At 49.7% G+C, this 23,345-nt stretch carries 23 protein-coding genes, 1 riboswitch and 1 other annotated feature; of the genes, 21 read left to right on the forward strand and 2 right to left on the reverse strand.

Going from position 1 to position 23,345, the window contains the following annotated elements; all coding sequences use genetic code 11:
* Nucleotides 1–12 precede the first annotated feature (12 nt).
* Nucleotides 13–387: a VOC family protein gene (locus C792_RS0106770; RefSeq protein ID WP_017548704.1), complete on the reverse strand. Its 375-nt coding sequence runs from the start codon at nt 385–387 to the stop codon at nt 13–15.
* Between the two features lie 187 nt (nt 388–574).
* Here C792_RS0106770 and C792_RS15110 point away from each other — a divergent pair, with 187 nt between their 5' ends.
* Nucleotides 575–709 (forward strand): hypothetical protein, encoded by a 135-nt coding sequence (locus tag C792_RS15110; protein ID WP_017548705.1) that lies wholly within the window; start codon nt 575–577, stop codon nt 707–709.
* A 51-nt stretch (nt 710–760) separates the two neighbouring features.
* Nucleotides 761–1,870, forward strand: a complete 1,110-nt coding sequence (locus C792_RS14365; RefSeq protein WP_017548706.1) for a uracil/xanthine transporter — start codon at nt 761–763, stop codon at nt 1,868–1,870.
* Between the two features lie 112 nt (nt 1,871–1,982).
* Here C792_RS14365 and C792_RS0106780 read toward each other — a convergent pair whose 3' ends face one another.
* Complete coding sequence (locus C792_RS0106780) at nt 1,983–2,603, reverse strand: NAD(P)-dependent oxidoreductase (protein ID WP_017548707.1); 621 nt, start codon at nt 2,601–2,603, stop codon at nt 1,983–1,985.
* A gap of 556 nt (nt 2,604–3,159) precedes the next feature.
* On the opposite strand from C792_RS0106780, the gene C792_RS0106785 reads away from it, so the two are divergent.
* From C792_RS0106785 to recJ, 19 genes are all read left to right on the forward strand, one after another.
* Nucleotides 3,160–4,893 carry an ABC transporter ATP-binding protein gene (locus C792_RS0106785; protein ID WP_017548708.1) on the forward strand — a complete coding sequence of 578 codons (1,734 nt, stop codon included), beginning with the start codon at nt 3,160–3,162 and terminating at the stop codon, nt 4,891–4,893.
* Nucleotides 4,893–6,635 carry an ABC transporter ATP-binding protein gene (locus C792_RS0106790; RefSeq protein ID WP_017548709.1) on the forward strand — a complete coding sequence of 581 codons (1,743 nt, stop codon included), beginning with the start codon at nt 4,893–4,895 and terminating at the stop codon, nt 6,633–6,635. Before C792_RS0106785 ends, C792_RS0106790 begins: the two co-directional genes overlap by 1 nt.
* A gap of 52 nt (nt 6,636–6,687) precedes the next feature.
* A riboswitch (SAM riboswitch) is annotated at nt 6,688–6,791 on the forward strand.
* A 62-nt stretch (nt 6,792–6,853) separates the two neighbouring features.
* Nucleotides 6,854–7,867: a methionine ABC transporter ATP-binding protein gene (locus C792_RS0106795; RefSeq protein ID WP_017548710.1), complete on the forward strand. Its 1,014-nt coding sequence runs from the start codon at nt 6,854–6,856 to the stop codon at nt 7,865–7,867.
* Entirely contained in the window at nt 7,860–8,519 is a 660-nt protein-coding gene (locus C792_RS0106800; protein ID WP_017548711.1) for a methionine ABC transporter permease, read from the forward strand. The genes C792_RS0106795 and C792_RS0106800 overlap by 8 nt, the downstream gene beginning before the upstream one ends.
* Nucleotides 8,520–9,323 carry a MetQ/NlpA family ABC transporter substrate-binding protein gene (locus C792_RS0106805; protein ID WP_017548712.1) on the forward strand — a complete coding sequence of 268 codons (804 nt, stop codon included), beginning with the start codon at nt 8,520–8,522 and terminating at the stop codon, nt 9,321–9,323.
* Entirely contained in the window at nt 9,324–10,478 is a 1,155-nt protein-coding gene (locus C792_RS0106810) for an aminotransferase class I/II-fold pyridoxal phosphate-dependent enzyme (RefSeq protein ID WP_017548713.1), read from the forward strand.
* 288 nt (nt 10,479–10,766) lie between these two features.
* Nucleotides 10,767–11,615, forward strand: coding sequence for a rod shape-determining protein MreC (mreC, locus tag C792_RS0106815; RefSeq protein ID WP_017548714.1), 849 nt, complete (start codon nt 10,767–10,769; stop codon nt 11,613–11,615).
* A 1-nt stretch (nt 11,616) separates the two neighbouring features.
* Nucleotides 11,617–12,135, forward strand: a complete 519-nt coding sequence (gene mreD, locus C792_RS0106820) for a rod shape-determining protein MreD (protein ID WP_017548715.1) — start codon at nt 11,617–11,619, stop codon at nt 12,133–12,135.
* Nucleotides 12,136–12,177: 42 nt separating this feature from the next.
* Nucleotides 12,178–12,251 (forward strand) — a sequence feature (ribosomal protein L21 leader region).
* 12 nt (nt 12,252–12,263) lie between these two features.
* The gene (gene rplU / locus C792_RS0106825) at nt 12,264–12,572 is read left to right on the forward strand and encodes a 50S ribosomal protein L21 (RefSeq protein ID WP_017548716.1); all 309 of its coding nucleotides are present in this window, start codon (nt 12,264–12,266) and stop codon (nt 12,570–12,572) included.
* Nucleotides 12,572–12,892, forward strand: coding sequence for a ribosomal-processing cysteine protease Prp (locus C792_RS0106830; protein ID WP_017548717.1), 321 nt, complete (start codon nt 12,572–12,574; stop codon nt 12,890–12,892). The genes rplU and C792_RS0106830 overlap by 1 nt, the downstream gene beginning before the upstream one ends.
* A 10-nt stretch (nt 12,893–12,902) precedes the next feature.
* Complete coding sequence (gene rpmA / locus C792_RS0106835; protein WP_017548718.1) at nt 12,903–13,187, forward strand: 50S ribosomal protein L27; 285 nt, start codon at nt 12,903–12,905, stop codon at nt 13,185–13,187.
* 93 nt (nt 13,188–13,280) lie between these two features.
* Entirely contained in the window at nt 13,281–14,561 is a 1,281-nt protein-coding gene (obgE, locus tag C792_RS0106840; RefSeq protein WP_017548719.1) for a GTPase ObgE, read from the forward strand.
* A gap of 10 nt (nt 14,562–14,571) precedes the next feature.
* A complete protein-coding gene (ruvA, locus tag C792_RS0106845) occupies nt 14,572–15,159 on the forward strand; it encodes a Holliday junction branch migration protein RuvA (RefSeq protein ID WP_017548720.1) in 588 nt (195 codons plus the stop codon).
* A 12-nt stretch (nt 15,160–15,171) separates the two neighbouring features.
* On the forward strand, nt 15,172–16,191 hold the full coding sequence (gene ruvB / locus C792_RS0106850) for a Holliday junction branch migration DNA helicase RuvB (protein WP_017548721.1): 1,020 nt from the start codon (nt 15,172–15,174) through the stop codon (nt 16,189–16,191).
* 3 nt (nt 16,192–16,194) lie between these two features.
* On the forward strand, nt 16,195–17,229 hold the full coding sequence (queA, locus tag C792_RS0106855) for a tRNA preQ1(34) S-adenosylmethionine ribosyltransferase-isomerase QueA (protein WP_017548722.1): 1,035 nt from the start codon (nt 16,195–16,197) through the stop codon (nt 17,227–17,229).
* Complete coding sequence (gene tgt / locus C792_RS0106860; RefSeq protein ID WP_026090270.1) at nt 17,226–18,374, forward strand: tRNA guanosine(34) transglycosylase Tgt; 1,149 nt, start codon at nt 17,226–17,228, stop codon at nt 18,372–18,374. The genes queA and tgt overlap by 4 nt, the downstream gene beginning before the upstream one ends.
* 21 nt (nt 18,375–18,395) lie before the next feature.
* Nucleotides 18,396–18,659, forward strand: coding sequence for a preprotein translocase subunit YajC (yajC, locus tag C792_RS0106865; protein ID WP_017548724.1), 264 nt, complete (start codon nt 18,396–18,398; stop codon nt 18,657–18,659).
* Between the two features lie 104 nt (nt 18,660–18,763).
* A complete protein-coding gene (secDF, locus tag C792_RS0106870) occupies nt 18,764–21,043 on the forward strand; it encodes a protein translocase subunit SecDF (protein WP_017548725.1) in 2,280 nt (759 codons plus the stop codon).
* Between the two features lie 47 nt (nt 21,044–21,090).
* Nucleotides 21,091–23,334, forward strand: coding sequence for a single-stranded-DNA-specific exonuclease RecJ (gene recJ / locus C792_RS0106875; protein WP_017548726.1), 2,244 nt, complete (start codon nt 21,091–21,093; stop codon nt 23,332–23,334).
* Nucleotides 23,335–23,345 lie beyond the last annotated feature (11 nt).

Here is a 23,345-nt window from a genome sequence, read left to right on the forward strand (position 1 = left end):
TTAAATTAATCGCTACATGACAAGCACATTGTACTTGTGACCATCCAGGTCCGTGAACAGGCAACCGTAGTATCCTCTGATTTCAGCAGGGCCTTCCAGTACCCGGCCGCCATTCGAAGTAATCCTTTTACAGAGGTCATCCACTTCTTTGTTTCTTTCCATGTTGAATGATACTATGAATTCGTTGCCGGCTTTGGTGTCAGTAAGCTCTCCGCCCATGAATGACTGGAGAACATCTTCCCTGAAAAGCAATATCGGCTGTTCACCAGCGATAACCTGTGCGAGGGCCTCATCTTCACCCGCATTTACTTCAAAGCCTATGTGTTTGAAGAAATCCATGGAAGCCCGGACGTCTTTGACAGGAATGTTCAGCCAGTATGATTTCATATTTTCACCTCCCAGTGTTAATCATATTTAACGATTTTATTGCCTGTTCTGTCAAATTAAGCCATCCAGCCTGACCGCTCCCATTCTAGCGACCTAATCATCGCTTTCTTATCATTGATTACTTTCAAGATGATTTTTGAAGTTGAAGGCACAGAGATAATTATTACAGGAAGAGAGGAAGGTAGTGATGAAAGAGTTGTTACAACCAGGTAACTGGCTTTCGGGTCTTCAATGGCTCTTTTTTATTTTTACGAATATTGTTGTGATACCGATTACGGTGGGTGCCGCTTTTGAACTGCCCCAGGAAAGGATTGCCGGCTGACTTCAACTGTCATTCATTGTAACGGGAATGGCATGCATAGCGCAGGCACTGATGGGCCATAAACGTGCGATAATGGAAGGGCAGTCAGGGCTCTGGTGGGGTGTCATTCTGATGCTGACAACTACTGCAGCTGCACAGGGAATCCCCCTGGATGTCTTGGGAGGCAGTCTAACCACAGGGGTTATTATCTCGGCTGGATTGACAATAATTATTGGTTTGAGCGGGGCAGGACCTTACCTTGCTAAACTGTTTAATCCGGCTGTCATGGGTGTATTCATGTTCTTATTTGGCTGTCAGTTGATCGGCATATTTTTAAAGGGCATGCTGGGCATCCCTTTTGGTAATGATGTGCAAGGTGCAAAAATAGATCTATCCATCTCTCTGTTCTCGATCATTATTGCAGCCATTGTGGCGATCATCAGTATTAAAGCCCCTTCAAGCGTAAGAAGCTATGGCTTGTTAATCGGTATAGTGATTGGATGGATGGGGTTCAGCCTCATTTTTGAGCAGCAAGACGCGATGAGCGGGACAGTCACGCCAAGTATGGAATTATTTCCGCTCGGGGATCCGGTGTGGAACACGGGAATAATCATAACGACAGTGCTGACGGGGTTATTGAATACGGCCAATACATTCGGTGCACTTAAGGGGACTGATGGTTTGTATCAGACGGAGTCCGGGAAACTTCAAATGCGATCATCCTTTACGATCACGGGAATCTTCACCGGTTTGGCGGGCCTGCTTGGACTTGTGCCCTATGCACCTTATGTATCATCAATCGGTTTTCTCAATCAGACTGGGATTATTAAAAGGCTGCCCTTTGTCCTCGGCGGTTTTATGTTTTTTGTAATGGGAGTGATTCCGCCGATTGGTCATTTTTTCTCTATGCTGCCTCTAAGCGTCGGCAGTGCGGTATTGTTCGTTGCCTACCTGCAGATGCTCAATTCATCGTTTAGTTTCTTCCGGGAGGTTGAATTTACTACACTCAACATCTATCGTTCAGCCATTCCACTGTTTGTCGGAATTCTCATTATGACATTTCCCGCCTCCTATTTCGAAAGCCTGCCGGATTTTCTTCAACCATTGATCAGCAGCGGGCTGCTGGTTGGAATTACGCTGGCACTCATGCTTGAAAATTTAATGGATTGGGACAAAGTCTGATTGAAAAATAAAAAATGAGTCGATGCATGGCAAACCCTCCAATACAGCATGGTGGATTTATATAAACGAAGTCCCTGTCAAATCCACAATGTGCCTTGACCATATTGATTCATCAGTAGGTGATGCCGGCCCGCGAATTTACATAACTGTCATCTTCGATCTGACTGAACGCAAATTCCGCGGTATCCGGTACAGAGATGCTCTTCCCATTTGCAGGCAGGAAATTCTGTTCTACCCGATATTCTCCGGTATATTCACCATCAGGAAGATACGTGGGACAGACAATTGTCCAATCGAGTCCTGAACTTTCCAGCATTTCATAGACTTTGTGGTGTTCACGTGCTGCTCTTGTGGTCCTGCGCTTTGATTCACTCGACTGGTACCTTAGTTTTCCGGGTTCAGAGCGGCTGTCGAGTATTCCGGCTGTGCCGATTGTTATGATGCGTCCGACTCCTTCCTGCCGCATGGCATCTATGATGGACGGCATGCTCTCCGACAGTGTGGTGCCGCCGTCTGTTCCAAGGGCACTGATGACCAGTTCGGCTTTTTCCATCGCTTTTCTGATATTTTCATCTTCCAGGACGCTCCCTTGGGTGATGTCCAGTTTTTCATCGCAGATTTTTATCTTATCCGCATTGCGGACAAGTGCGTTGACATGGTATCCGGCTCCAAGTGAAAGGTTGAGTAGGTGGCTTCCGACGCGTCCGGTGGCGCCGAGCAACAGTATTTTCATTTTTGGATGCTCCTTTGCTTCTGGTGTCATTGCAATACAAATGTCCCTTTTGTTTTAAAAAGCCTGTTTGGCCAGGTTTTATATTACAGAAATGTTACATCACCGTAACATTTGTAAAATGTGTTGAAAACCGAAATTTATTACGATATGATGAACATGTCTTAAAAATAACATATAAAGGAGGACAACCTGATGTTTAACTCAGCTCAAGTCATGAACAACAAATTTCATAATGGTGCCTCCTTTGATAGAGCCTGATTATTCATCATAACCTGCTCTAGATATCATATACATTATTATCTTATCTGTATTAGGGAGGCTAATGCCTCCCTATTTTTATGCAATTTTTCAGTGTGCACAAAAATGGTGCGCACTTTTTTTGTTGTTATTTTTAAGAAAATTCAGAATTTATGGGGTGGCGTATTATGTTGAAATCCAAGATGGAAAGGCACTGTGAAAACGTATCTCAAGATTACGGGCAACTGAGAATACCAAGGGGTTTTATCGGAGATAACTGTTGATAAAGGCCCTGGTCATGGAACAGGGTGGTTAAATCATGTTTGAATTTCTTATTAGGTTGAAATGGTTTTTTAAAGAGAATAAGTGGCGTTATATTTCAATCCTCCTCGTGCTGATCATCGTCAACATACTTGAGGTGATTCCGGCACAGCTGATCGGGCGGGCGATTGATTTCATAAGTACGGGAGAAATCACAGGGATGCTGATGTGGCAGCTGATCATCGCATTTGCCGCGGTCATCCTGCTGAGCTACGCCGGCGGATTCCTGTGGCAGTACATGCTTATCGGAGGTGCGGTGAAGATTGAGAGCATAATCCGGATGAAGCTGATGCGGAAATTCCTCATGATGTCACCGGCCTTTTTCGAGAAGAATAAAACCGGTGATCTGATGGCACGGGCGACGAACGATCTCCGGAGTGTCCATCAGGCGACTGCATGGGGTGTGCTCACGCTCATTGATGCGACGACTTTCATGGGAACGATCATCCTTGCGATGGGGGTGACGGTGTCATGGGAGCTGACTTTCTATGCACTGCTTCCGCTCCCGCTGCTTGCCCTGATAGAAGCGAGGTTGGGCGGGAAAATCAACGCGGCGCATAAGGAGAGCCAGGAAGCTTTCAGCGATATGAACAATTCCGTACTGGAAGTGGTCGAAGGTGTGAGGCTTACGCGCAGCTATGTCCAGGAGAAAGACGAGCGCAGGCGCTTTTTGGCAATGACTGACGGATATCTCGACAGGTTCATGAAAGTGGAGCGGCTAGACGCATTGTTCCAGCCGCTCACGATCCTTGTTACCATGGTGAGCTTCATGGTGGCTCTGGGTTACGGTGCAATCCTGGCAAACAGGGGGGTCATCACAATCGGTGACATCGTCACTTTCAACATCTACCTTAACATGCTCGTCTGGCCGATGTTTGCATTGGGCATGTTGTTCAATATTCTGCAGCGTGGCAATGCTTCACTGACCCGCATATACAGAGTGTTGGATACCGATGATGATGTGAATGATGACGGCAGTAATGTCATAGGAAGCACTGAAATGAATTTCGATGATGTATCTTTCACATATCCATTGAGCGGAAGAGAGAATCTCAAACAGATCAGCATCGAACTCAAATCAGGCCAGACACTCGGCATTGCCGGCAGGACCGGCAGCGGCAAGACGACGCTCATCAAGCAGCTGCTGAAGTATTATCCAAAAGCAGAGGGGCGCCTGGTCATAGACGGCAAGGATATCGGGCAGCTCGACAGAAAGGCACTGCGCGCGAAGATCGGATATGTGTCACAGGAAAACATCCTGTTCTCAAGGACTGTAAAGGAGAATATCAGGTTCGGCAATCCAGATGCGACGGAGGAGGAACTGCGGAAGGCCATCCACCTGAGCGCGCTGGATTCCGACCTGGAACGGATGCCGTATGGTCTTGACACGCTGGTCGGCGAAAAGGGGGTTGCCCTCTCCGGCGGTCAGAAACAGAGGATTTCAATAGCGAGAAGTCTGATAAAGGAGCCTGAAATCCTCATACTGGATGATGCACTCAGTGCAGTCGATGCAAAAACTGAAAAACGGATCATCGATAATATCAGGCGGTCAAGGAAAAACAAAACGACGGTCATAGTGACGCATCGGTTATCTGCAATTATTCATTCCGACGTCATCATCGTGATGGAGGACGGCCGGATTGTGGAAATGGGCACCCACGGTGAACTGGTGGAAAGCGGCGGCTGGTACAGTGAACAGAATGACTATTATCAGACAGGAGGTGCATACTGATGGCGGAAATGAAACGGTTGCTTGGCTATGCAATGGAATATAAGTGGATGTTTGCATCCGGGGTCATGCTCATGATCCTGATGGTCGGGTTTGAGCTGCTCGGCCCGTTCATCGCCATGATGATCCTGGATGATCACATCAAGGTCGGAGGGGGCAGCATTGAACTGGCGCCGATATTCAAGCTGCTGGGGCTTTTCTTTTCCATAAAAGTCCTTCATGCGGTCTTCAGCTACTTCCAGACGGTGATTCTGCAGAAATCGGGCGGCCTTGTCGTCCGCAAAATGCGGAATGATGTGTTCAGCCATGTGCAGAGGCTGCCAATCCGCTATTTTGATGATCTGCCTGCAGGCAGGGTGGTGGCCCGGATCACCAATGATACCGAGACAATCCTCGAGATGTTCAGCGTGGTGCTGCCGATGTTCATGGTAAGTGCTCTGACTGTCGGGACAATAACCGTCATAATATTCACCATCAATGTATGGACCGGGATCATGATGCTGGTCTTCATCCCTGTGATCATTCTGTGGATGGTCCTTTACCGGAAATATTCCAACGACTACAATCACAACAAGCGGGAGAGGAACAGCGATATGAACGCGATGATCAATGAATCGATCAACGGCATGCCGGTCATCCAGGTCTTCAACCGGGAACGCCAGATCGAAGAGGAATTCGGAAGGTTGAACGATGACTACGTAAAAAATTCGAAGCGGCTGATCAACCTCGAGAGTGCGACAGGCGAGAATCTGCTAGAGAGCTTCAGATCGCTCATATTCGCCGTCATGGTCTACATCTTTGCATCCGGTTTCCTCAATGATGCGCAGGCGCTCTCTGTCGGTACGATGTATGTGCTGGTGGATTATATCACGCGATTTTTCAACCCGCTCTACAACATCATCGGACAGTTGAACATATTCGAAGAGGCGCGGGTAGCCGCGGTGAAGGTCTTCGAACTGCTCGATGCCAGGACGGAGGAACAGGATGAAGGAGAACTCGGGGAGTTTGCCGGTGATATCCGGTTCAGGGATGTCAGCTTCTCCTATGACGGTGTGGAAAATGTGCTTGCTGATATAAACATTGAAGCGGCTCCAGGGGAGACGGTCGCCCTGGTTGGACATACAGGTTCCGGGAAGAGTTCCATCATAAACCTGCTGATGCGTTTTTACGACCCGGACGGGGGCCAGATACTCTTTGACGGGCGGGATACGACTGAGATCTCCAAACAGTCGCTCCGGCAGAGGATGTCCATTGTCCTGCAGGATCCCTTCATATACAGCGGTTCACTGCTTTATAACATCAGATTGAACAATGATGATATCAGTGTGGAAAAGGCGACGGATGCACTGGTCAGTGTCGGTGGAGGAGAGCTCCTCGGCAGGATGGATCAGGGCATCCACTCTGAGCTCACGGAAAGGGGTTCGACGCTTTCTCTCGGGGAACGGCAGCTGATTTCGTTCGCCCGTGCGCTTGCCTTCAATCCGAAAGTGCTCGTACTGGATGAAGCGACCAGCAACATCGATTCTGAAACAGAACAGATGATACAGCATGCGATGAAAGTCGTGAGCCGTGACCGGACGACATTCATCATTGCGCACAGACTGTCCACCGTGCAGCATTCAGACCAGATCGTCCTGCTTGAGGACGGCCGGATTGCTGAACAGGGGAATCACGACGCATTGATGAGGAACGGCGGGGAGTATTCACGGATGTATGAAATGCAAGTGACGGGAAAACCGGCATAGAGTATTGACTTTGCCGGTCTGTTGTTATAAAGTTGAAAACAATCAAATAATTCATTTATCCAGAGAAGTGGAGGGATCAGGCCCTGTGAAGCTTCAGCAGCGGACTCGGTTGGGTACTGTGCTAAATCCTGCAGGCAGAGGCCTGGCAGATAGAATCTAAACACCCATCTGCCGATGATCATGGCAGATGGGTTTTCTAATGGAAATGGAGTGGTTGAATGGGCATTGAGCTGCGGGGGGTATCTAAAACCTTCGAATTGAAAAACAGGAAAGTGGAGGCACTGAAACAGACGGACCTTTCGATAAAGGACGGGGAGATTTTCGGGCTGATCGGCTTCAGCGGGGCAGGTAAAAGTACTCTGCTGAGGGTGATCAACCTGTTGGAACGGCCGACGTCGGGGAGTGTCATTGTTAATGGCGTTGTTCTCGATAGTCTGACAGAAAAGGAGCTTCGTACGAGGCGGCAGAAGATCGGCATGATTTTCCAGCAGTTCAACCTGATCGAGTCGAAGACAGTATATGAAAATATAGAGTTCGTGCTTAAGGCGAGTAAACATGACAAGCGTAAAATGGCGGACAGGGTAAATGAGCTGCTCGAACTTGTGGGGCTCACCGACAAGATGCACTCATGGCCGAAGAACCTCTCAGGCGGCCAGAAACAGCGGGTCGGCATCGCACGTGCGCTGGCCAATGAGCCCGAGGTCCTGCTCTGTGACGAGGCGACCAGCGCACTGGACCCGGATACGACGAAGAATATACTCAGACTGCTGAAGAAAATCAACCATGATCTCGGTATAACAATCGTCCTCATCACACATGAAATGGAAGTCATCAAGGAAGTGGCGGACAGGGTCGGTGTCATGTCGGATGGAGAAATCATCGAGACGAATGATGTCTACAGCATTTTCAGCCATCCGCAGCATAATGTGACAAGAGGCTTCGTACAGGATATTTATGACTTTGTGATCCCTCCTCACATCAGAGAGACGGACAGTTCGCAGGTGATTACCATCAAGTTTCTGGATGAAAATGCGGAAGCGAACTATGTGAATCAGCTCTACCGTCATTTTGACCTGGATATCAGCATACTGAACGGGCGGATCGAATACATAAACGGCATGCCGCTCGGATTCCTGATGCTGCATGTCCAGGGTGATGGCGGTGAGATCGGTAACCTGAAGACGTTTATTACCGAATCCAGAGGCATAGAGGAGGCAGAAATATATGAGTAGACTGACAGAAATCCTGCCACTTTTGTACAGGGCGTTGCTTGAGACGACGCTGATGGTTTCCATTTCAATATTTTTCGCGGTGCTTATCGGCCTGCCGCTGGGCATTTTGCTGTACATGACTTCGAACCCGCTGCTCTTTGGGATGAAGCCGCTCAACGCATTTCTCGGCGCACTTACAAACGTGATCCGTTCATTCCCTTTCATCATACTGATTGTGGCGATAATGCCGCTTGCGACATGGCTGACCAATAGCTCGCACGGACCTGTCTTCGCGAGTGTGGCATTGTCCATTGCCTCAATACCTTTATTCGCAAGGCTGGCCGAGACGAGTTTCAATGGCATCGGGAAAGGGGTGATCGAAGCGAGTATCGCCGGCGGGGCATCATTGTTCCTCATCATTACGGACGTGCTGATTCCCGAAGCCAAACGAGGAATCACACAGGCAATCACACTGACGATCATTTCGGTTGTCGCTTTCAGTGCAACGGCAGGGGTTGTCGGGGGCGGCGGCATCGGCGACCTCGCAATCCGCTACGGATATTACAGGTATGATACAGTGACCATGGTGGCAACAGTGGTTGTACTGATCATCATCGTCCAGCTAATTCAGATCATCGGAGACTTTCTGAGTCACAGACAGGAGGGAAGGTAGATGCGCGGTATACTTACATTTCTAGGGGCGGCACTTCTGGTCATCATAACGACGAGCATACTTCTTTATGAAGACGAGGGCGAGGTTATTACAATCGGTGCGTCATCCGGACCGTACAGTGACATGGTCAACCTGGCTTTGAAACCGGCGCTTGAAGAACAGGGTTACACGGTGGAAATTGTGGAATACACAGATTACATCCAGCCGAATAATGCGCTGAACAACGGAGATCTGGATGCCAATCTGTATCAGAATGTATCTTTCATGAAAGATTTCAACGAAGAGAATGGCACTGAACTCTTGAACCTGATTCAGGTGCCGACAGCACCTATGGGTCTCTATTCCAGCGATTCCGATTCGCTCGAGTCGATCGCAAACGGTAGTGAAGTGGCGCTTCCGCTGGACCCGGTCAACTCTTCGAGAGGGTACCAGACACTCGAGGACGCCGGCCTGATTGAGATCAGTGAAGATGCCAATATGCTTGCGATTGAACAGGAGGACATTGTCCAGAACAACAAGAATCTGGAGTTTGTGTTCCAGGATTCCGGCCAGCTGCCGAGAAGCGTGGATCAGATCGGCTTGTCACTTGTGCCCGGCAACTATGCGCTGGCAAGCGGCATGGATCTCAACGATGCACTGCAGCTTGAACAGATGAACGAAAATTTCCGCAACCAGATTGTCATAAACGCGGAGGATGAGGACAGTAGCATGGCTGATGATCTCATCGCAGCTGTTGAATCTGATCATTTCAAACAGACAATCGACGAAGAGTTCAAAGGATTCGATAAACCGGAGGGGTTTTAAATGGCAAATGAAATGCTGAGAAGCATTCCACCGAGTTATTTTGGGAGTGCGATGGCGGGGGAACCCGCAAGAGGTGAACTGCCGCTTTTGAATCTGGCAGTCGGCATCCCGGACGGGGAGACACCGGATGTTATTAAGAAAGCGGTGGCTGATTCAGTGTATCTGCCTGAAAATCAGAGATATGGGGTATTCCGTGGAAAGCGCTCTTTTAAAGATGCAATCATAAGGCTTTACAAAAAACATTATGATGTCACCCTGCACGAGGAGAATATTGCGCTCTTGTACGGTACCAAAAGCGGCCTGGTGCAGTTCCCCATGACTTTCATCGAACCGGGCGAAGGCGTCTATCTGCCGAATCCCGGCTATCCGGATTACATGGCCGGCGTGAAGCTCGCCAGAGGTGAAATATATGACCTGCCGCTTCTGGCCGGGAATGATTTCCTGCCGGACTTTGATTCTTTGGACAAAGATGAACTTTCGAATGCCAGGCTGATCTATCTGAATTATCCCTCAAACCCGCTCGGTGCGGTGGCAACAAAAGAGTTTTTTGATGAAACGGTGGAAAGATTCAGAGGCACCAGGACGAGGATAGTCCATGATTTCGCCTATGCTGCATTTTCCTTTGACGAAAAACATCCGAGCATCCTATCGAGCGATCCATCGCTTGAGTGCTGCATGGAGATCTATTCGCTGTCCAAGGGGTTCAACATGTCTGGTTTCAGGGTCGGCTTTGCTGTCGGCAACAAAGAGATGGTCGAATCCATAAATCTGTACCAGGATCATACCCAGACCGGTATGTGGGGCGTGCTGCAGGATGCGTCGGTGGCAGCGCTCGAGCATGAGGAGGAAATACTCTCCATGCAACATGTAAAATTTCAAAAAAGGCGGGATTTTTTTGAAAAGGCCGTGATAGAATCGGGTATACCGCTGAACCCCCTGAAAGGTGGAATCTTCGGCTGGATCGCTGTGCCAAAGGGGTATGACGGTGAGAGCTTCGCCGACTTCCTTATCAGGGAAAAGTCGATTCTTGTCACGCCAGGCAGGCCTTTTGGCTCACGTGGGAAAAATTATATACGTATTTCTCTCGCAGTGGATGATGCGGTTCTGGATGCTGTCATAGAGCGTTTAGACACCATCAAAGAAATGTGGCGGTGATTTTTCCGTAAACTTTTCGCAAATTGCCCTTGAAACATCATCCACTAACATGTACCATTATAAATGTAACGAAATCGACATAAAAAGGTAGATTTTCCGACTCATCATCGTTGAATCATACCTTTGATAGAATCTGGTTTGAAACCTGTTCTAGATATCATATATATTATTATCTTATCTGTGATAGGGGGGCTTTTGCCCCTCTATTTTTTTGTATATGCTTTAAAAAAATCATGCGGATGTGGTATTCTTTTAAGCAGATATAATGGATTATGGAGGCGCCTTACTGTGAATAAGCTTTTCAACCGAAATAAGATGCTGATGATACTCTTTGGCATCATAGTACTCATTCTACTGATCGGATTTTCGATGGCTGACAGGGATTCGACGACCAAAGCTGAACAGTTCACCGCGGATGCGACAGCAGGTACCCAGACAGTGATCGGTGCCCCACTGAATTTTGTCGGCAATATTTTCTCGACCATATCAAAAAGTTTCGGTGCACTCGAGGAAAACGAAAAACTGCGGGCGAAGCTCGATATGCTGCCCCAGATGGAAGCGGATATAGAGCGCCTGGAGGCTGAGAATGAAGAGCTGCGCAATGCGCTCGATGTCAGCTCCAAAAGGGAGTATGATACGACGGCGGCCCGCGTGATTTCACGCTCACCCGACCAGTGGCTCGACAGTTTCACCATTGACAAAGGGAAGTCTGACGGCCTCACAGAAGGCATGGCTGTGATGACCACCGAAGGTCTGATAGGTACGGTCAGACGCGCAAACGGCGGAAGCAGCTACATAGAAATGCTCACGACTTCCGTTTCACAGAACAACCTGTCTGTGGAAATCATGCATGATGATGAACCGGTGTATGGAAATATCAGCAGGTACGACAATGAACGCAATCTGCTCGTCGTGGAGAATATCAAGAACCGGAGCGGTCTTGAAAAAGGAGACGAGGTGTTCACGAGCGGTCTGGTCGGTGATTTCCCGGAAGGGCTCATCATCGGCACGGTAGTGGAAGTCGAGAATGATGAATACGGACTGAGCCAGAATGCCTATGTCCAGCTGAAGAGCAATGTGGATGATATCGATACGGTATTCGTCCTGAACAGAAGTCCGGAATCGATGGAGGATTAGTATGAAGGCGATCATCATCTTCCTGTTCTCGCTCCTGTTCATGTACCTCGATTTTTTATTCGCGGAATTCAGTCCTGTAATGGTCAGCGGCCTTGAAGTCTATTTTGTGCCGCGGCTGCTGCTGATGTATGTGCTGCTGATTTCTATCTATGTGAGTCCGTCAATGAGCGCATTCATCGGGATTGTCACCGGCCTGATGCTCGATGTATACATCGGTTCTGTATACGGTGTCCACGCATTCGGCATGGTGGCGTTCGTTGCCTTCATGCATACGGCATTCCGTGTGTTCTATAAGGATTTTGTTGCGATGGCCTTCGTCATCCTGCTGCTCACTTTCCTGTATGAAACGTACATCTATTTCATTTACAGGGTGCTCGATCTCGTCTACATGCCGATTTTCGATTATCTGGCGCTGAGGGCGGCGCCCAGTCTGCTCCTCAATGCCCTCCTGTTTTTCTTTGTCTTTGTCATTGCGCTCAAGACATCGAAAGTCAGGAACAACCTGCGATCCAGACATTGACAGGCACCGGGGCAGTTGGTATAATGCAGTAGTTGGTGAATCTGTAGACATCAACCGCACAATTATGGGTCAAAGTGACATCTGTCCACCTGTAGATGGCGTGTCTTATTAAATCAGGAGGTGTAAGTATGTTTGCAATCATCGAAACTGGTGGTAAACAGCTGAAAGTTGAAGAAGGCCAAACAATCTACGTTGAAAAATTGAACGCAGAGGCAGGCGATTCATTCACTTTCGACAAAGTACTGTTTGTCGGCGGCGATTCCGTTAAAGTGGGTGCTCCGACTGTGGAAGGTGCAACTGTTTCCGCTAAAGTTGAAAAACATGGCCGTGGCAGGAAAATCAATGTTGTCAAGTTCAAGCGCAGGAAGAATTATTCCCGCAAGCAGGGACATCGCCAGCCATACACGAAGCTCACAATCGGAAAGATTGAAGCGTAATGATCAATGTATCCATAAATATCAACGACGAAGGCCGGGTTGAATCCTTCGACATGTCGGGTCACGCCCTGTTCGATGAACATGGCAGGGACATCGTCTGTGCAGGCGCTTCGGCAGTTGTGTTTGGATCTGTAAATGCAATCATCAATATGACTGAATCCGCCCCCTCCATCCAGATGGATGAAGATACAGGCTATTTCAGTTTCACGGCGCCTGATGCACCGGATGAGAAAATGCAGGTTCTTCTGGAAGGCATGATCATATCATTGAAAACGATCGAAGAAGAATACGGTGAACATATCAGACTTGTATATAAGTGAGGTGAAAGCAATGCTTAAACTCAATCTTCAGTTTTTCGCATCCAAAAAGGGTGTTGGTTCCACAAGGAACGGACGTGATTCCGTATCCAAACGCCTCGGTGTTAAAAGGCAGGACGGCCAGTTCGTAACAGGCGGTTCAATCCTTTTCCGTCAGCGTGGTACTAAAATCCACCCGGGCGAAAACGTAGGACGCGGCGGCGATGATACATTATTCGCCAAAATCGATGGTGTTGTCAAATTCGAACGCATCGGCAGGGATAAAAAACGTGTTTCCGTCTATCAGGAAGCTAAATAATTTATCTAACGGGCATCAGCTTCTGCTGATGTCCTTTTTCATTAAAGCAGTCATAGGGATTATGATATAATACGAAGGAATTGAGGTGAAATCATGTTCATAGATCAGGTGGATATATATTTGAAAGCAGGTGACGGCGGCAACGGGCTCGTTGCCTACCGCCGGGAAAAATACGTGCCGATGGGCGGTCCTGCAGGCGGTGACGGCGGCAATGGTGCAGATATCATTTTCGAAGTTGATGAAGGACTCCGGACTTTGATGGATTTCCGCTATCAGAGACATTTCAAGGCCCAAAGAGGCCAGAATGGCATGAGTGCAAATGCGCACGGGAAGAATTCGGAACCTCTGGTTTTGAAAGTGCCGCCGGGTACAGTGATCAAAAGGAAAGATACAGGAGAGACCCTTGCGGACCTGACTCAGCATGGGGCCCGGGCAGTTGTGGCAAAAGGCGGCCGTGGCGGCCGGGGGAACTCGCGCTTTGCGACTTCCAGGAACCCCGCGCCGGATTTTGCCGAAAACGGTGAACCCGGCGAGGAATTTGAAGTGATCATGGAGCTCAAGCTCATGGCTGATGTAGGTCTCGTCGGTTTCCCAAGTGTCGGCAAATCGACGATGCTGAGTGCGGTGTCAAAAGCAAAGCCGAAAATCGGAAACTATCCATTCACTACGATAAAGCCGAATCTTGGTGTGGTGGCAACCAGTGATGGCAGATCATTCGTCATGGCCGATCTGCCGGGTCTGATCGAAGGTGCTTCAGAAGGAACGGGGCTCGGTCATCAGTTCCTCAGGCATGTTGAGCGGACGAAAGTCATCGTCCATGTCATAGACATCAGCGGTACAGAAGGCAGGGATGCAGTCGAAGACTACAGGACAATCCGCAATGAAATGGCGCTGTACAATGAAAAGCTTATCCAGCGCCCGGAGGTTATCGTGCTCAATAAAGTGGATCTTGTATCGGATGAGGAGGTCTTCGACCGCTTTGAAAAGGAAGTCGGAGTGGACAGTGAGATCTATCGCATTTCTGCAGTCACACACCAGAATCTGGACGAAATGCTTTACAGAGTGGCCGATCTTCTCGAAGAAACGGATGCTGTCGAAGACATACCGGAAAATACGGACGAAAGAGTGGTCTACCGCCATGAAAAAGACAGGGATGCCTTTGAAATCACGCGCGATGATGACGGCGCTTACGTTGTTTCCGGTGCATCAATCGAGCGCATCTTCAAGATGACAGATTTCAACCGTGATGCGGCAGTACGCCGTTTTGCCCGTCAGATGCGTACCATGGGCATAGATGATGCCCTGCGTGACAGAGGGATCGAAGCCGGGGATACCGTGAGGATCCTGGGCGGGGAGTTTGAATTTGTAGAATGATGGTGATTTCATGTATCAGTATATAAAAGGTGTACTCAAGGAAGTGACACCGCAGTATATAACACTCGAGTCGGGCGGTATCGGCTATCTGATCCATGTGCCGAACCCGTTCAGGTTCGAATCATTGCTTGACAGCGAAGTGGCGATCTTCACCGATCTGATTGTGCGGGAGGACAGCCATACGCTGTACGGCTTCAAGGACATGGAAGAGAAGACACTTTTCCAGTCCCTCCTCAAAGTGACAGGAATCGGCCCGAAGAGCGCCATGGCAATACTTGCGGCTTCCACACCTGCAGGTGTCATCAATGCGATAGAAAATGAAGACCAGGCATATATGCAGAAGTTTCCCGGAGTCGGCAAAAAGACGGCAAGCCAGATTATACTGGATCTCAAGGGGAAACTGACACAGGGAGAAGCCCGGGAGGCAGAAGAGCAGAAAGACACGAATGAACATTACATCAGCGAGGCCCTTCTTGCGCTCGAAGCGCTCGGATACTCCAAACGTGAAATTACACGTATTGAAAAACATCTTAAGACCATTGATATAAATTCAGTGGATGAAGCAGTGAAGAGCGGACTAAAATTTTTAGTACAGTAATGGGGTGCTAGTATGGATGATCGTATTTTGGATGACGCCCAAATGAATGATGAGGAAAATGTGGAGTTGTCACTTAGGCCTGAACTTCTTGACCAGTACATAGGACAGGATACTCTGAAAGATAACCTTAAGATTTTCATCGAGGCGGCAAGGATAAGGGAAGAGGCGCTGGACCATGTCATACTTCATGGACCGCCGGGGCTCGGCAAGACCACCTTGTCCAATATCATAGCGTCTGAGCTTGGTGTGAATATCCGGACGACGTCCGGACCGGCGGTAGAGCGGGCAGGGGACCTGGCTGCGATACTCTCGAGCCTGGATGCAGGCGATGTACTCTTCATTGATGAGATACACCGTCTGCCCCGTGCCGTCGAGGAGGTCCTTTATTCTGCCATGGAGGATTTCTTTTTGGATGTTGTCATCGGAAAAGGCGAAGAGGCGAGGAGTATAAGGATCGATCTGCCCCCGTTTACGCTCGTCGGTGCAACGACGCGTTTCGGCAGCCTGTCAGCGCCGCTCCGGGATCGTTTCGGGGTGCAGCTCAGGCTGGAGTACTATGATGTGGACAGTCTCATTACGATTGTCAACCGGACGGCGGAGATCTTCGAAGTGTCGATCGATCCGGACAGCGCACTGGAACTGGCAAAACGCTCCCGGGGAACGCCGCGTATTGCCAACCGCCTGCTCCGGCGCGTAAGGGATTTCTCAATAGTCAAGCAGGAGGCTTCCATCACACTCGGGACGACGCACCATGCACTCAAGGTGCTGGAAGTTGACGGGCTGGGGCTTGACCCGGTCGACCACCGTATAATGACGACGATCATTGAAACGTACGGCGGCGGTCCGGTCGGCCTGGAGACAGTGGCAGTTTCGATCGGCGAAGAAGTGGTGACGCTGCTTGACGTCTACGAACCCTATCTGATCCAGCAGGGGTTTCTGGAGCGGACACCACGCGGACGCAAAGCGACCGCAAAAAGCCTGGATTATTTTAAATCGCACAGCGAGATAGATATTTTTAGAAATGAGGAATAGGGCTTGAAACTCGAAGAATTTGATTTTGACCTGCCGGAATCATTGATTGCACAGACGCCGCTCTCCGACCGTTCAGGCAGCAGGCTCCTGGCTTTGGACAAAGCGGACGGCAGCATAGAAGACAGGTATTTCACCGATATCACCGACTATCTTGAGGCCGGTGATACACTTGTCCTGAATGATACCAGGGTGCTTCCAGCCAGACTGTACGGAGTGAAGGCGGAAACCGGTGCAAAGATAGAAATGCTTATGCTGAAGCCGATCGAGAATGGCTATGAAGTACTGATCAAGCCGGCAAAACGTGTGAAACCGGGCACGGTGATCGTGTTCGGTGAAGGGTTGCTCAAGGCGGTCTGTACGGATGTTTTCGACGAAGGCATCCGGCATGTCGAACTGATCCATGATGGTGTGCTTGAAACTGTTCTTGATGCGCTTGGTGAAATGCCGCTGCCCCCCTACATCAAGGAGACCCTTGATGACAAGGAGAGATATCAGACAGTATATGCGAAAAACAGTGGGTCTGCAGCAGCGCCGACTGCCGGACTGCACTTTACAGAAGCACTTCTTGAGGAGATTGAAGCAAAGGGCATCAATATCGCCACGATTACACTGCACGTCGGCCTTGGTACATTCCGTCCTGTCAGTACAGATGATATCGAAGACCACAAGATGCATTCCGAATTCTACATTATGAATGAAGAGACGGCTGATCTGCTCAATAAAACCCGCGACAGCGGCAAAAGGATAATCAGCGTGGGTACGACAAGTACACGGACACTCGAGACTATCATACGGGATCACGGCGTGTTCACTGCTGCCAGCGGATTCACGGATATTTTCATATATCCCGGTTTCGACTACAGGGCAATCGATGTGTTGATTACGAATTTCCATCTGCCGAAATCGTCCCTGATGATGCTGGTCAGCGCCTTCTCAGGCCGTGATGTGATAATGGATGCGTACCGCCACGCGGTGGAGGCGGAATACAGGTTCTTCAGTTTCGGCGATGCGATGATTATTCATGAAGGGGATAGATGATGGCAATCAGATATGAACATATAAAAACATGCAGACAGACAGGGGCACGGCTCGGCAGGCTTCATACACCGCACGGCACAATCGATACCCCGATTTTCATGCCGGTCGGCACACTGGCCACGGTCAAGACGATGACGCCGGAAGAACTCGCTGACATCGGCAGCCAGATCATCTTGAGCAACACCTATCATCTGTGGCTGAGGCCGGGCAGTGACGTTGTCGCCGAGGCGGGCGGCCTTCATAAATTCATGAACTGGGACCGGCCGATTCTGACGGACTCCGGGGGCTTCCAGGTATTCAGCCTGAGCGACAGGCGTCAGATCGAGGAGACGGGTGTGCATTTCAGAAGCCACCTGGACGGCTCCAAACTGTTCCTGAGCCCTGAAAGGGCAATGGACACCCAGCATGACCTCGGTTCTGACATCATGATGTCGTTTGATGAGTGCCCGCCGCATCCGGCGGAGCACAAATATGTGAAAGATTCGATAGAGCGTACGAGCAGATGGGCGGAGCGCGGACTCAATCATCACATAAAAAACGGCATGGACAAATCCCAGGCCCTGTTCGGGATCGTACAGGGCGGGGAGTACAGCGACCTGCGTGCACAAAGTGCGAAGGATCTGGTTTCCATGGGCTTCCCGGGCTACTCGATCGGCGGGCTGTCTGTCGGGGAACCGAAACCGATCATGTACCGTGTACTTGAAGAGACCATTCCACATCTGCCTGAGGACAAACCGAGATACCTGATGGGTGTCGGCTCTCCCGATGCACTGATCGAAGGTGTGATACGGGGCATTGACATGTTCGACTGTGTACTGCCGACACGCATTGCGAGAAATGGCACGACAATGACTTCAAAAGGCCGTGTCGTCGTCAAGAAGAAAATGTATGAACGTGACTTTACGCCGCTTGATGAGCAGTGCGACTGCTACACCTGCAAAAATTACACGAAAGCGTATTTGCGCCACCTTTTCAAAACAGACGAAATTCTCGGTTTGAGGCTTACTACTTACCATAACCTTTATTTTCTGTTAAAATTGATGGAAGATGTTCGAAGTGCGATTTTAAATGATAATCTTATGGATTTCAAAGAAGCGTTTTTCGAATCTTATGGATTGAATGTTGAAAATCCGAAAAATTTCTAGTCAAGAGGAGAGATTTAGCAGATGGAATTTTTCATGGCCATCCTGCCGTTCCTGGTACTCATCCTGGTAATGTATTTCCTGATGATCCGTCCGGCACAAAAGAAACAGAAAGAAGTACAGAACATGCAGAACAATCTGCAAAAAGGTGACAAGATCATTACAATCGGAGGTATGCACGGCGAAGTTGAATCATTCGACCAGAAGCATATGTATGTCCGGACAGAAGACGCAGGCGGTGCAGTGCTCAAATTTGACCGTGTGGCGCTCAAGGAAATTGTAAAATAGATGCCGGGAGCTGACAGAATATTGTCAGCTTTTTTTGGTTTCACTTTAAGTGTACAATAGGTATAATTGACGCGTTGGTGAATCGTAGGAACAGGGGTGTAACATTGAAAACAAAATTTAGCAGAATAATAGCGTCACTCATGATTGTCGTCATCCTTTTTGCAGTAATCGGCCTTACTTTGAAGGACGTCGTGAAAGATGTGAATCTGGGACTCGACCTGCAGGGCGGCTTCGAAGTCCTCTATGAGGTGAACCCCCTTAATGAAGGGGATGAGATCGATGAAACAGCAGTCAAGAGTACTGCCAGCACACTTGAATCCAGGGTGAACGTGCTGGGTGTCTCTGAACCCAATATCTCCGTAGAGGGTGACAAGCGGATACGCGTACAGCTCGCAGGTGTCGATGATCAGCAGGAAGCACGGGAAATGCTGAGTACCCAGGCTGAACTCACCATCCGTGATGTCGATGACAACGTGCTGCTGTCAGGTGCAGACCTGGTGCAGGGCGGGGCGAGCCAGAACTTTGATGAAACCGGCAATCCGATGGTTTCACTTGAACTTAAAGACCCGGATCAGTTCCGGCAGATAACCGAAGACATTTCGCAAAAGCCGCAGGGTGAAAACCTGATGGTCATCTGGATGGATTTTGAGGAAGGCGAGGACAGTTTTGCCGAAGAGGTTCAGAAGGAAAATCCTGAGTTCGTCTCTGCCCCGAGTGTGTCCGGACCGATCAATTCATCGGAAGTCATGATCTCGGGTGGATTTTCCGGTGAGGAGGGTCTGGAGCGGGCGCAGAACATCTCCGCCCTCCTGAATGCCGGCTCGCTACCGGTGGAACTGGAAGAAATATATTCCAACTCTGTCGGTGCCCAGTTCGGTGAACAGGCACTGGATGAAACAGTGACGGCCGGACTGATCGGCGTGGCGCTTGTACTCATCTTCATGATCGCCTTCTACCGCCTGCCCGGCCTGGTGGCGGCTGTAACTCTCGCTGTCTACGTATATCTGACGATACTCGGGTTCAATACAATCAGCGGTGTCCTTACACTGCCGGGTATTGCGGCACTGATCCTCGGTGTCGGCATGGCGGTCGATGCGAACATCATCATGTATGAGAGGATCAAGGACGAACTGCGCATCGGACGCAATCTCAAGGCGGCCTATAAGAAGGCAAGCGCCCAGTCGCTATGGACCATCGTAGATGCCAATCTGACGACGCTGATCGCCGGGGTGGCACTGTTCATCTTCGGCACGAGCAGTGTCAAAGGCTTTGCGACGATGTTGCTTCTGTCCATACTTATGAGCTTCGTCACAGCGGTCTTCCTGACAAGGGTCCTGATTTCACTGATTGTGAAATCAGGGTACTTCAACAAAAAACTCAGCTGGTTCGGCATCAGGGACAGAACTCGGCATGACATTAACGAAGGCAAGGAGATCGAAGACCTGTCCACGCCGTGGGACCGCTTCGATTTCATAAAACACTATCGGAAATTCTTTGCTGCAAGTATTGCAATGATCATTGCCGGTGCCTTTGTACTGGCCATCTTCAGATTGAATCTAGGTATCGACTTTACAAGCGGTACACGGGCGGATATCACAACAGACGGTTCCGCCACAGTGGAGCAGGTGGAACAGGAACTTGAAGATATGGACATTCCGCCGACCAGCATAACGACTTCCGGTGATGACAGCTTTACCGCAAGGTATAACACCGACCTGTCGCAGGATCAGGTGACAGGCATGCAGGAAAGGTTCTCTGAACTTTTCGGCGCGGATCCGATGATCAGCACCGTGAGTCCGGTGATCGGCCAGGAGCTCGCACAGAATGCGATGTTTGCCCTGGCTCTTGCTGCAGTCGGTGTCATCCTCTACGCTTCTATCCGGTTCGAATGGCGTATGGGCCTGCCGGCCGTAATGGCACTGTTGCATGATGCTTTCATCATGATTGCGGTGTTCTCGATATTCCGCCTTGAGGTGGATATCACATTCATCGCTGCAGTGCTGACTATCGTCGGGTATTCGATCAATGATACAATCGTTACATTCGACCGCATCCGGGAGAATCTGCGCAAAGTCAAAGTCTTTGAGTCGGAAGATGAGGTCGACATGATCATCAACCGTTCGATGAGACAGACATTGACCAGATCCATAAATACGGTGCTCACGGTCATAATCGTCGTCGTGTTCCTGGTATTGTTCGGCAGCACAGCGATACTGAATTTCTCCATTGCTCTGCTTGTCGGCCTCATCAGTGGCGTTTATTCCTCAATGTTCATAGCGATCCAGTTGTGGGGCATTTTGAAAAAGCGCCAGCTACGTAAGAATGACGGCAGGATTGTGGTATATGAAGAGAAGAAGAAAGAAGAGGAAAAAATACTAGTATAAATACTGCGCCCGGGGAAACCCGGGCGTTTTCATAAGGTGGTAAAGTCATGTATCAGTCAAAATATGAATGGAAAGTCCGCAAAAAGACGGCGGATATGGAAGCATCCGCCGTCCAGGATTTCAAGTTGAACAGCCTGGAACAGACGGTTTTGGAAAACAGGGGCTATACAAGTGTTGAAGAGCTGAACAGAATCTTCCACCCGCAAACCTACGCCCCTTCGCTTGTATGGAGGATGGATGAGGCCAAAGTGCGTGTGGAGAAAGCAATCACAGATGACGAAAGCATCTTGATCTATGGCGATTTCGATGCCGACGGCATAACGAGTACCGTGCTGTTGCTGAATGCGCTCCGCCGCAGGACAGAGAACGTCGAATACATCATCCCGGACCGCATCACAGATGGATACGGACCGAACCGCGCAATTTTCGAAGAAGTTGTCGTCGGGCAGTTCGATCTTGTCATCACTGTCGATAATGGAATTTCCGGCGATAAGGAAATTGCATTTCTCTTGGAGCAGGGGGTGGATGTGATCGTTGTCGACCACCATTCCTTCGGCGAGAACATTCCTGATGTGACCATCATCCACCCGGATCATCCGGATGGCACGTATCCGTGCAGGGACCTTGCGGGTGTCGGTATCACCTATAAGCTTGTCCAGGCGCTCGGCCTTGACACACCGGAAGATCTTGCGCTTGTTGCCATCGGCACGGTGGCCGACCTCGTGCCGATGATCGACGAGAATAAAAAACTTGTCACAGGCGGGCTCGGCATACTGAATGACAGGCCGCCGCTCGGTGTGAAATCACTGCTCCGTGCCGCCGGACATGACGGGTTTGTCGATGAAGATACAGTCGGATTCACGCTTGCACCACGCCTGAATGCCACAGGCAGGCTTGGTGAAGCATCTCTGGGTGTTGAACTGCTGATGGAGCAGGACCCGGATACGGCCTATGAACTGTCCATGGCGGTGGAGCGGATGAACCAGGAACGCAGGCAGATAGTGGAGGAGATCTATGCAGAAGCGGCAGGGATGGTGGATGGCACGGAGCAGATCAACATCGTCTACCGGGACGGATGGCACCCCGGCGTCATCGGCATCGTCGCGTCACGGCTCGTCGATCAGTTCGGCAAGCCTGCCATCGTGTTCACACAGGACGGTGGCATCTTCCGGGGTTCCGCCCGCTCGATAGAAGGTGTCGATCTCCATGGTGTTCTGAAGGAGCACTCCCGGCACCATTCAAGCTACGGCGGACACTCCCAGGCACTCGGCATCGAAGTGGCGACCGGTGCGATGGAGCTTTTCAAAGAGGAAATGGAAACCTATTTTGAATCACTCGGTCTCGATCTCCGTCCGGTCAGACACATCGACTATCAGTTGAAACCGGGCAATCTGACAATGAAGGAATTCGAACGCTTTGAACGGCTGAAGCCTTTCGGTCAGGCTTTCAAATCCCCGGTTTTCATGGTCAATAATGCGAAGGTCGGCATGATCCGGCAGGTCGGCAAGGACAAGGCACACATCAAAATCACCATCCCTGAAATTGAACTTGATGTCATCGGATTCAATTTTGGCCATCTCGCGCGTGAAGTGGGGGACGGGGATACAATCAGTCTAATCGGTACAGTGAACATCAATGAATTCAATCAGAAACGCACGCTCCAGATGGTGCTGATGGACGCAGCTGTCGACACGGTACAGCTCATGGACATGAGGAGCAGGACAGATCAGAATTTTGATATGATAACACAGGATGACTGCTTCCTGATCGGTGAAGGCAGGGAGAAGAAAGGACCGAACTATTACCACTACGGCGAGCGGCTGCCGTTTGTCACCGGCAGTGTGGTGCTCCGCGATCTGCCCGACAGTCTGGACAACCTGACATACTCACTGGATGACATACATGTTTCCAAGATGATCCTGATTTTCCACAGCAACAGAGAGCTCTTCTTCAGCGGGATACCCGGAAGGAAAGATATAGAAAATCTTCATGAAGTCATCCAGGGCGCTGAAGACGGTTCAATCGACCTTGCCAGACACGCCCCGCCCCTGTCCAAAAAATTGGGCGTAACGATGACTTTTCTCAAAATGATGACAGATATCATGGAAGATTTGAGGATAATCGAGCTGAAAAATGGTATAGTATATAAGGGAAATGCCGATCTCGATTGGAACATCAATGAATCGGCACATTTCAGACTGCTGAACAGCCGTATGGAAGCTGAGACGCGTCTGAAGATGTCTTCGACGAATGAACTTAAACAGTATGTCAGAGCATTAATATCGAATTGAGTGGGTGTTAC

This window comes from Salinicoccus carnicancri Crm, from assembly GCF_000330705.1.
In the GTDB taxonomy this organism is placed as follows: Bacteria; Bacillota; Bacilli; order Staphylococcales; family Salinicoccaceae; genus Salinicoccus; species Salinicoccus carnicancri.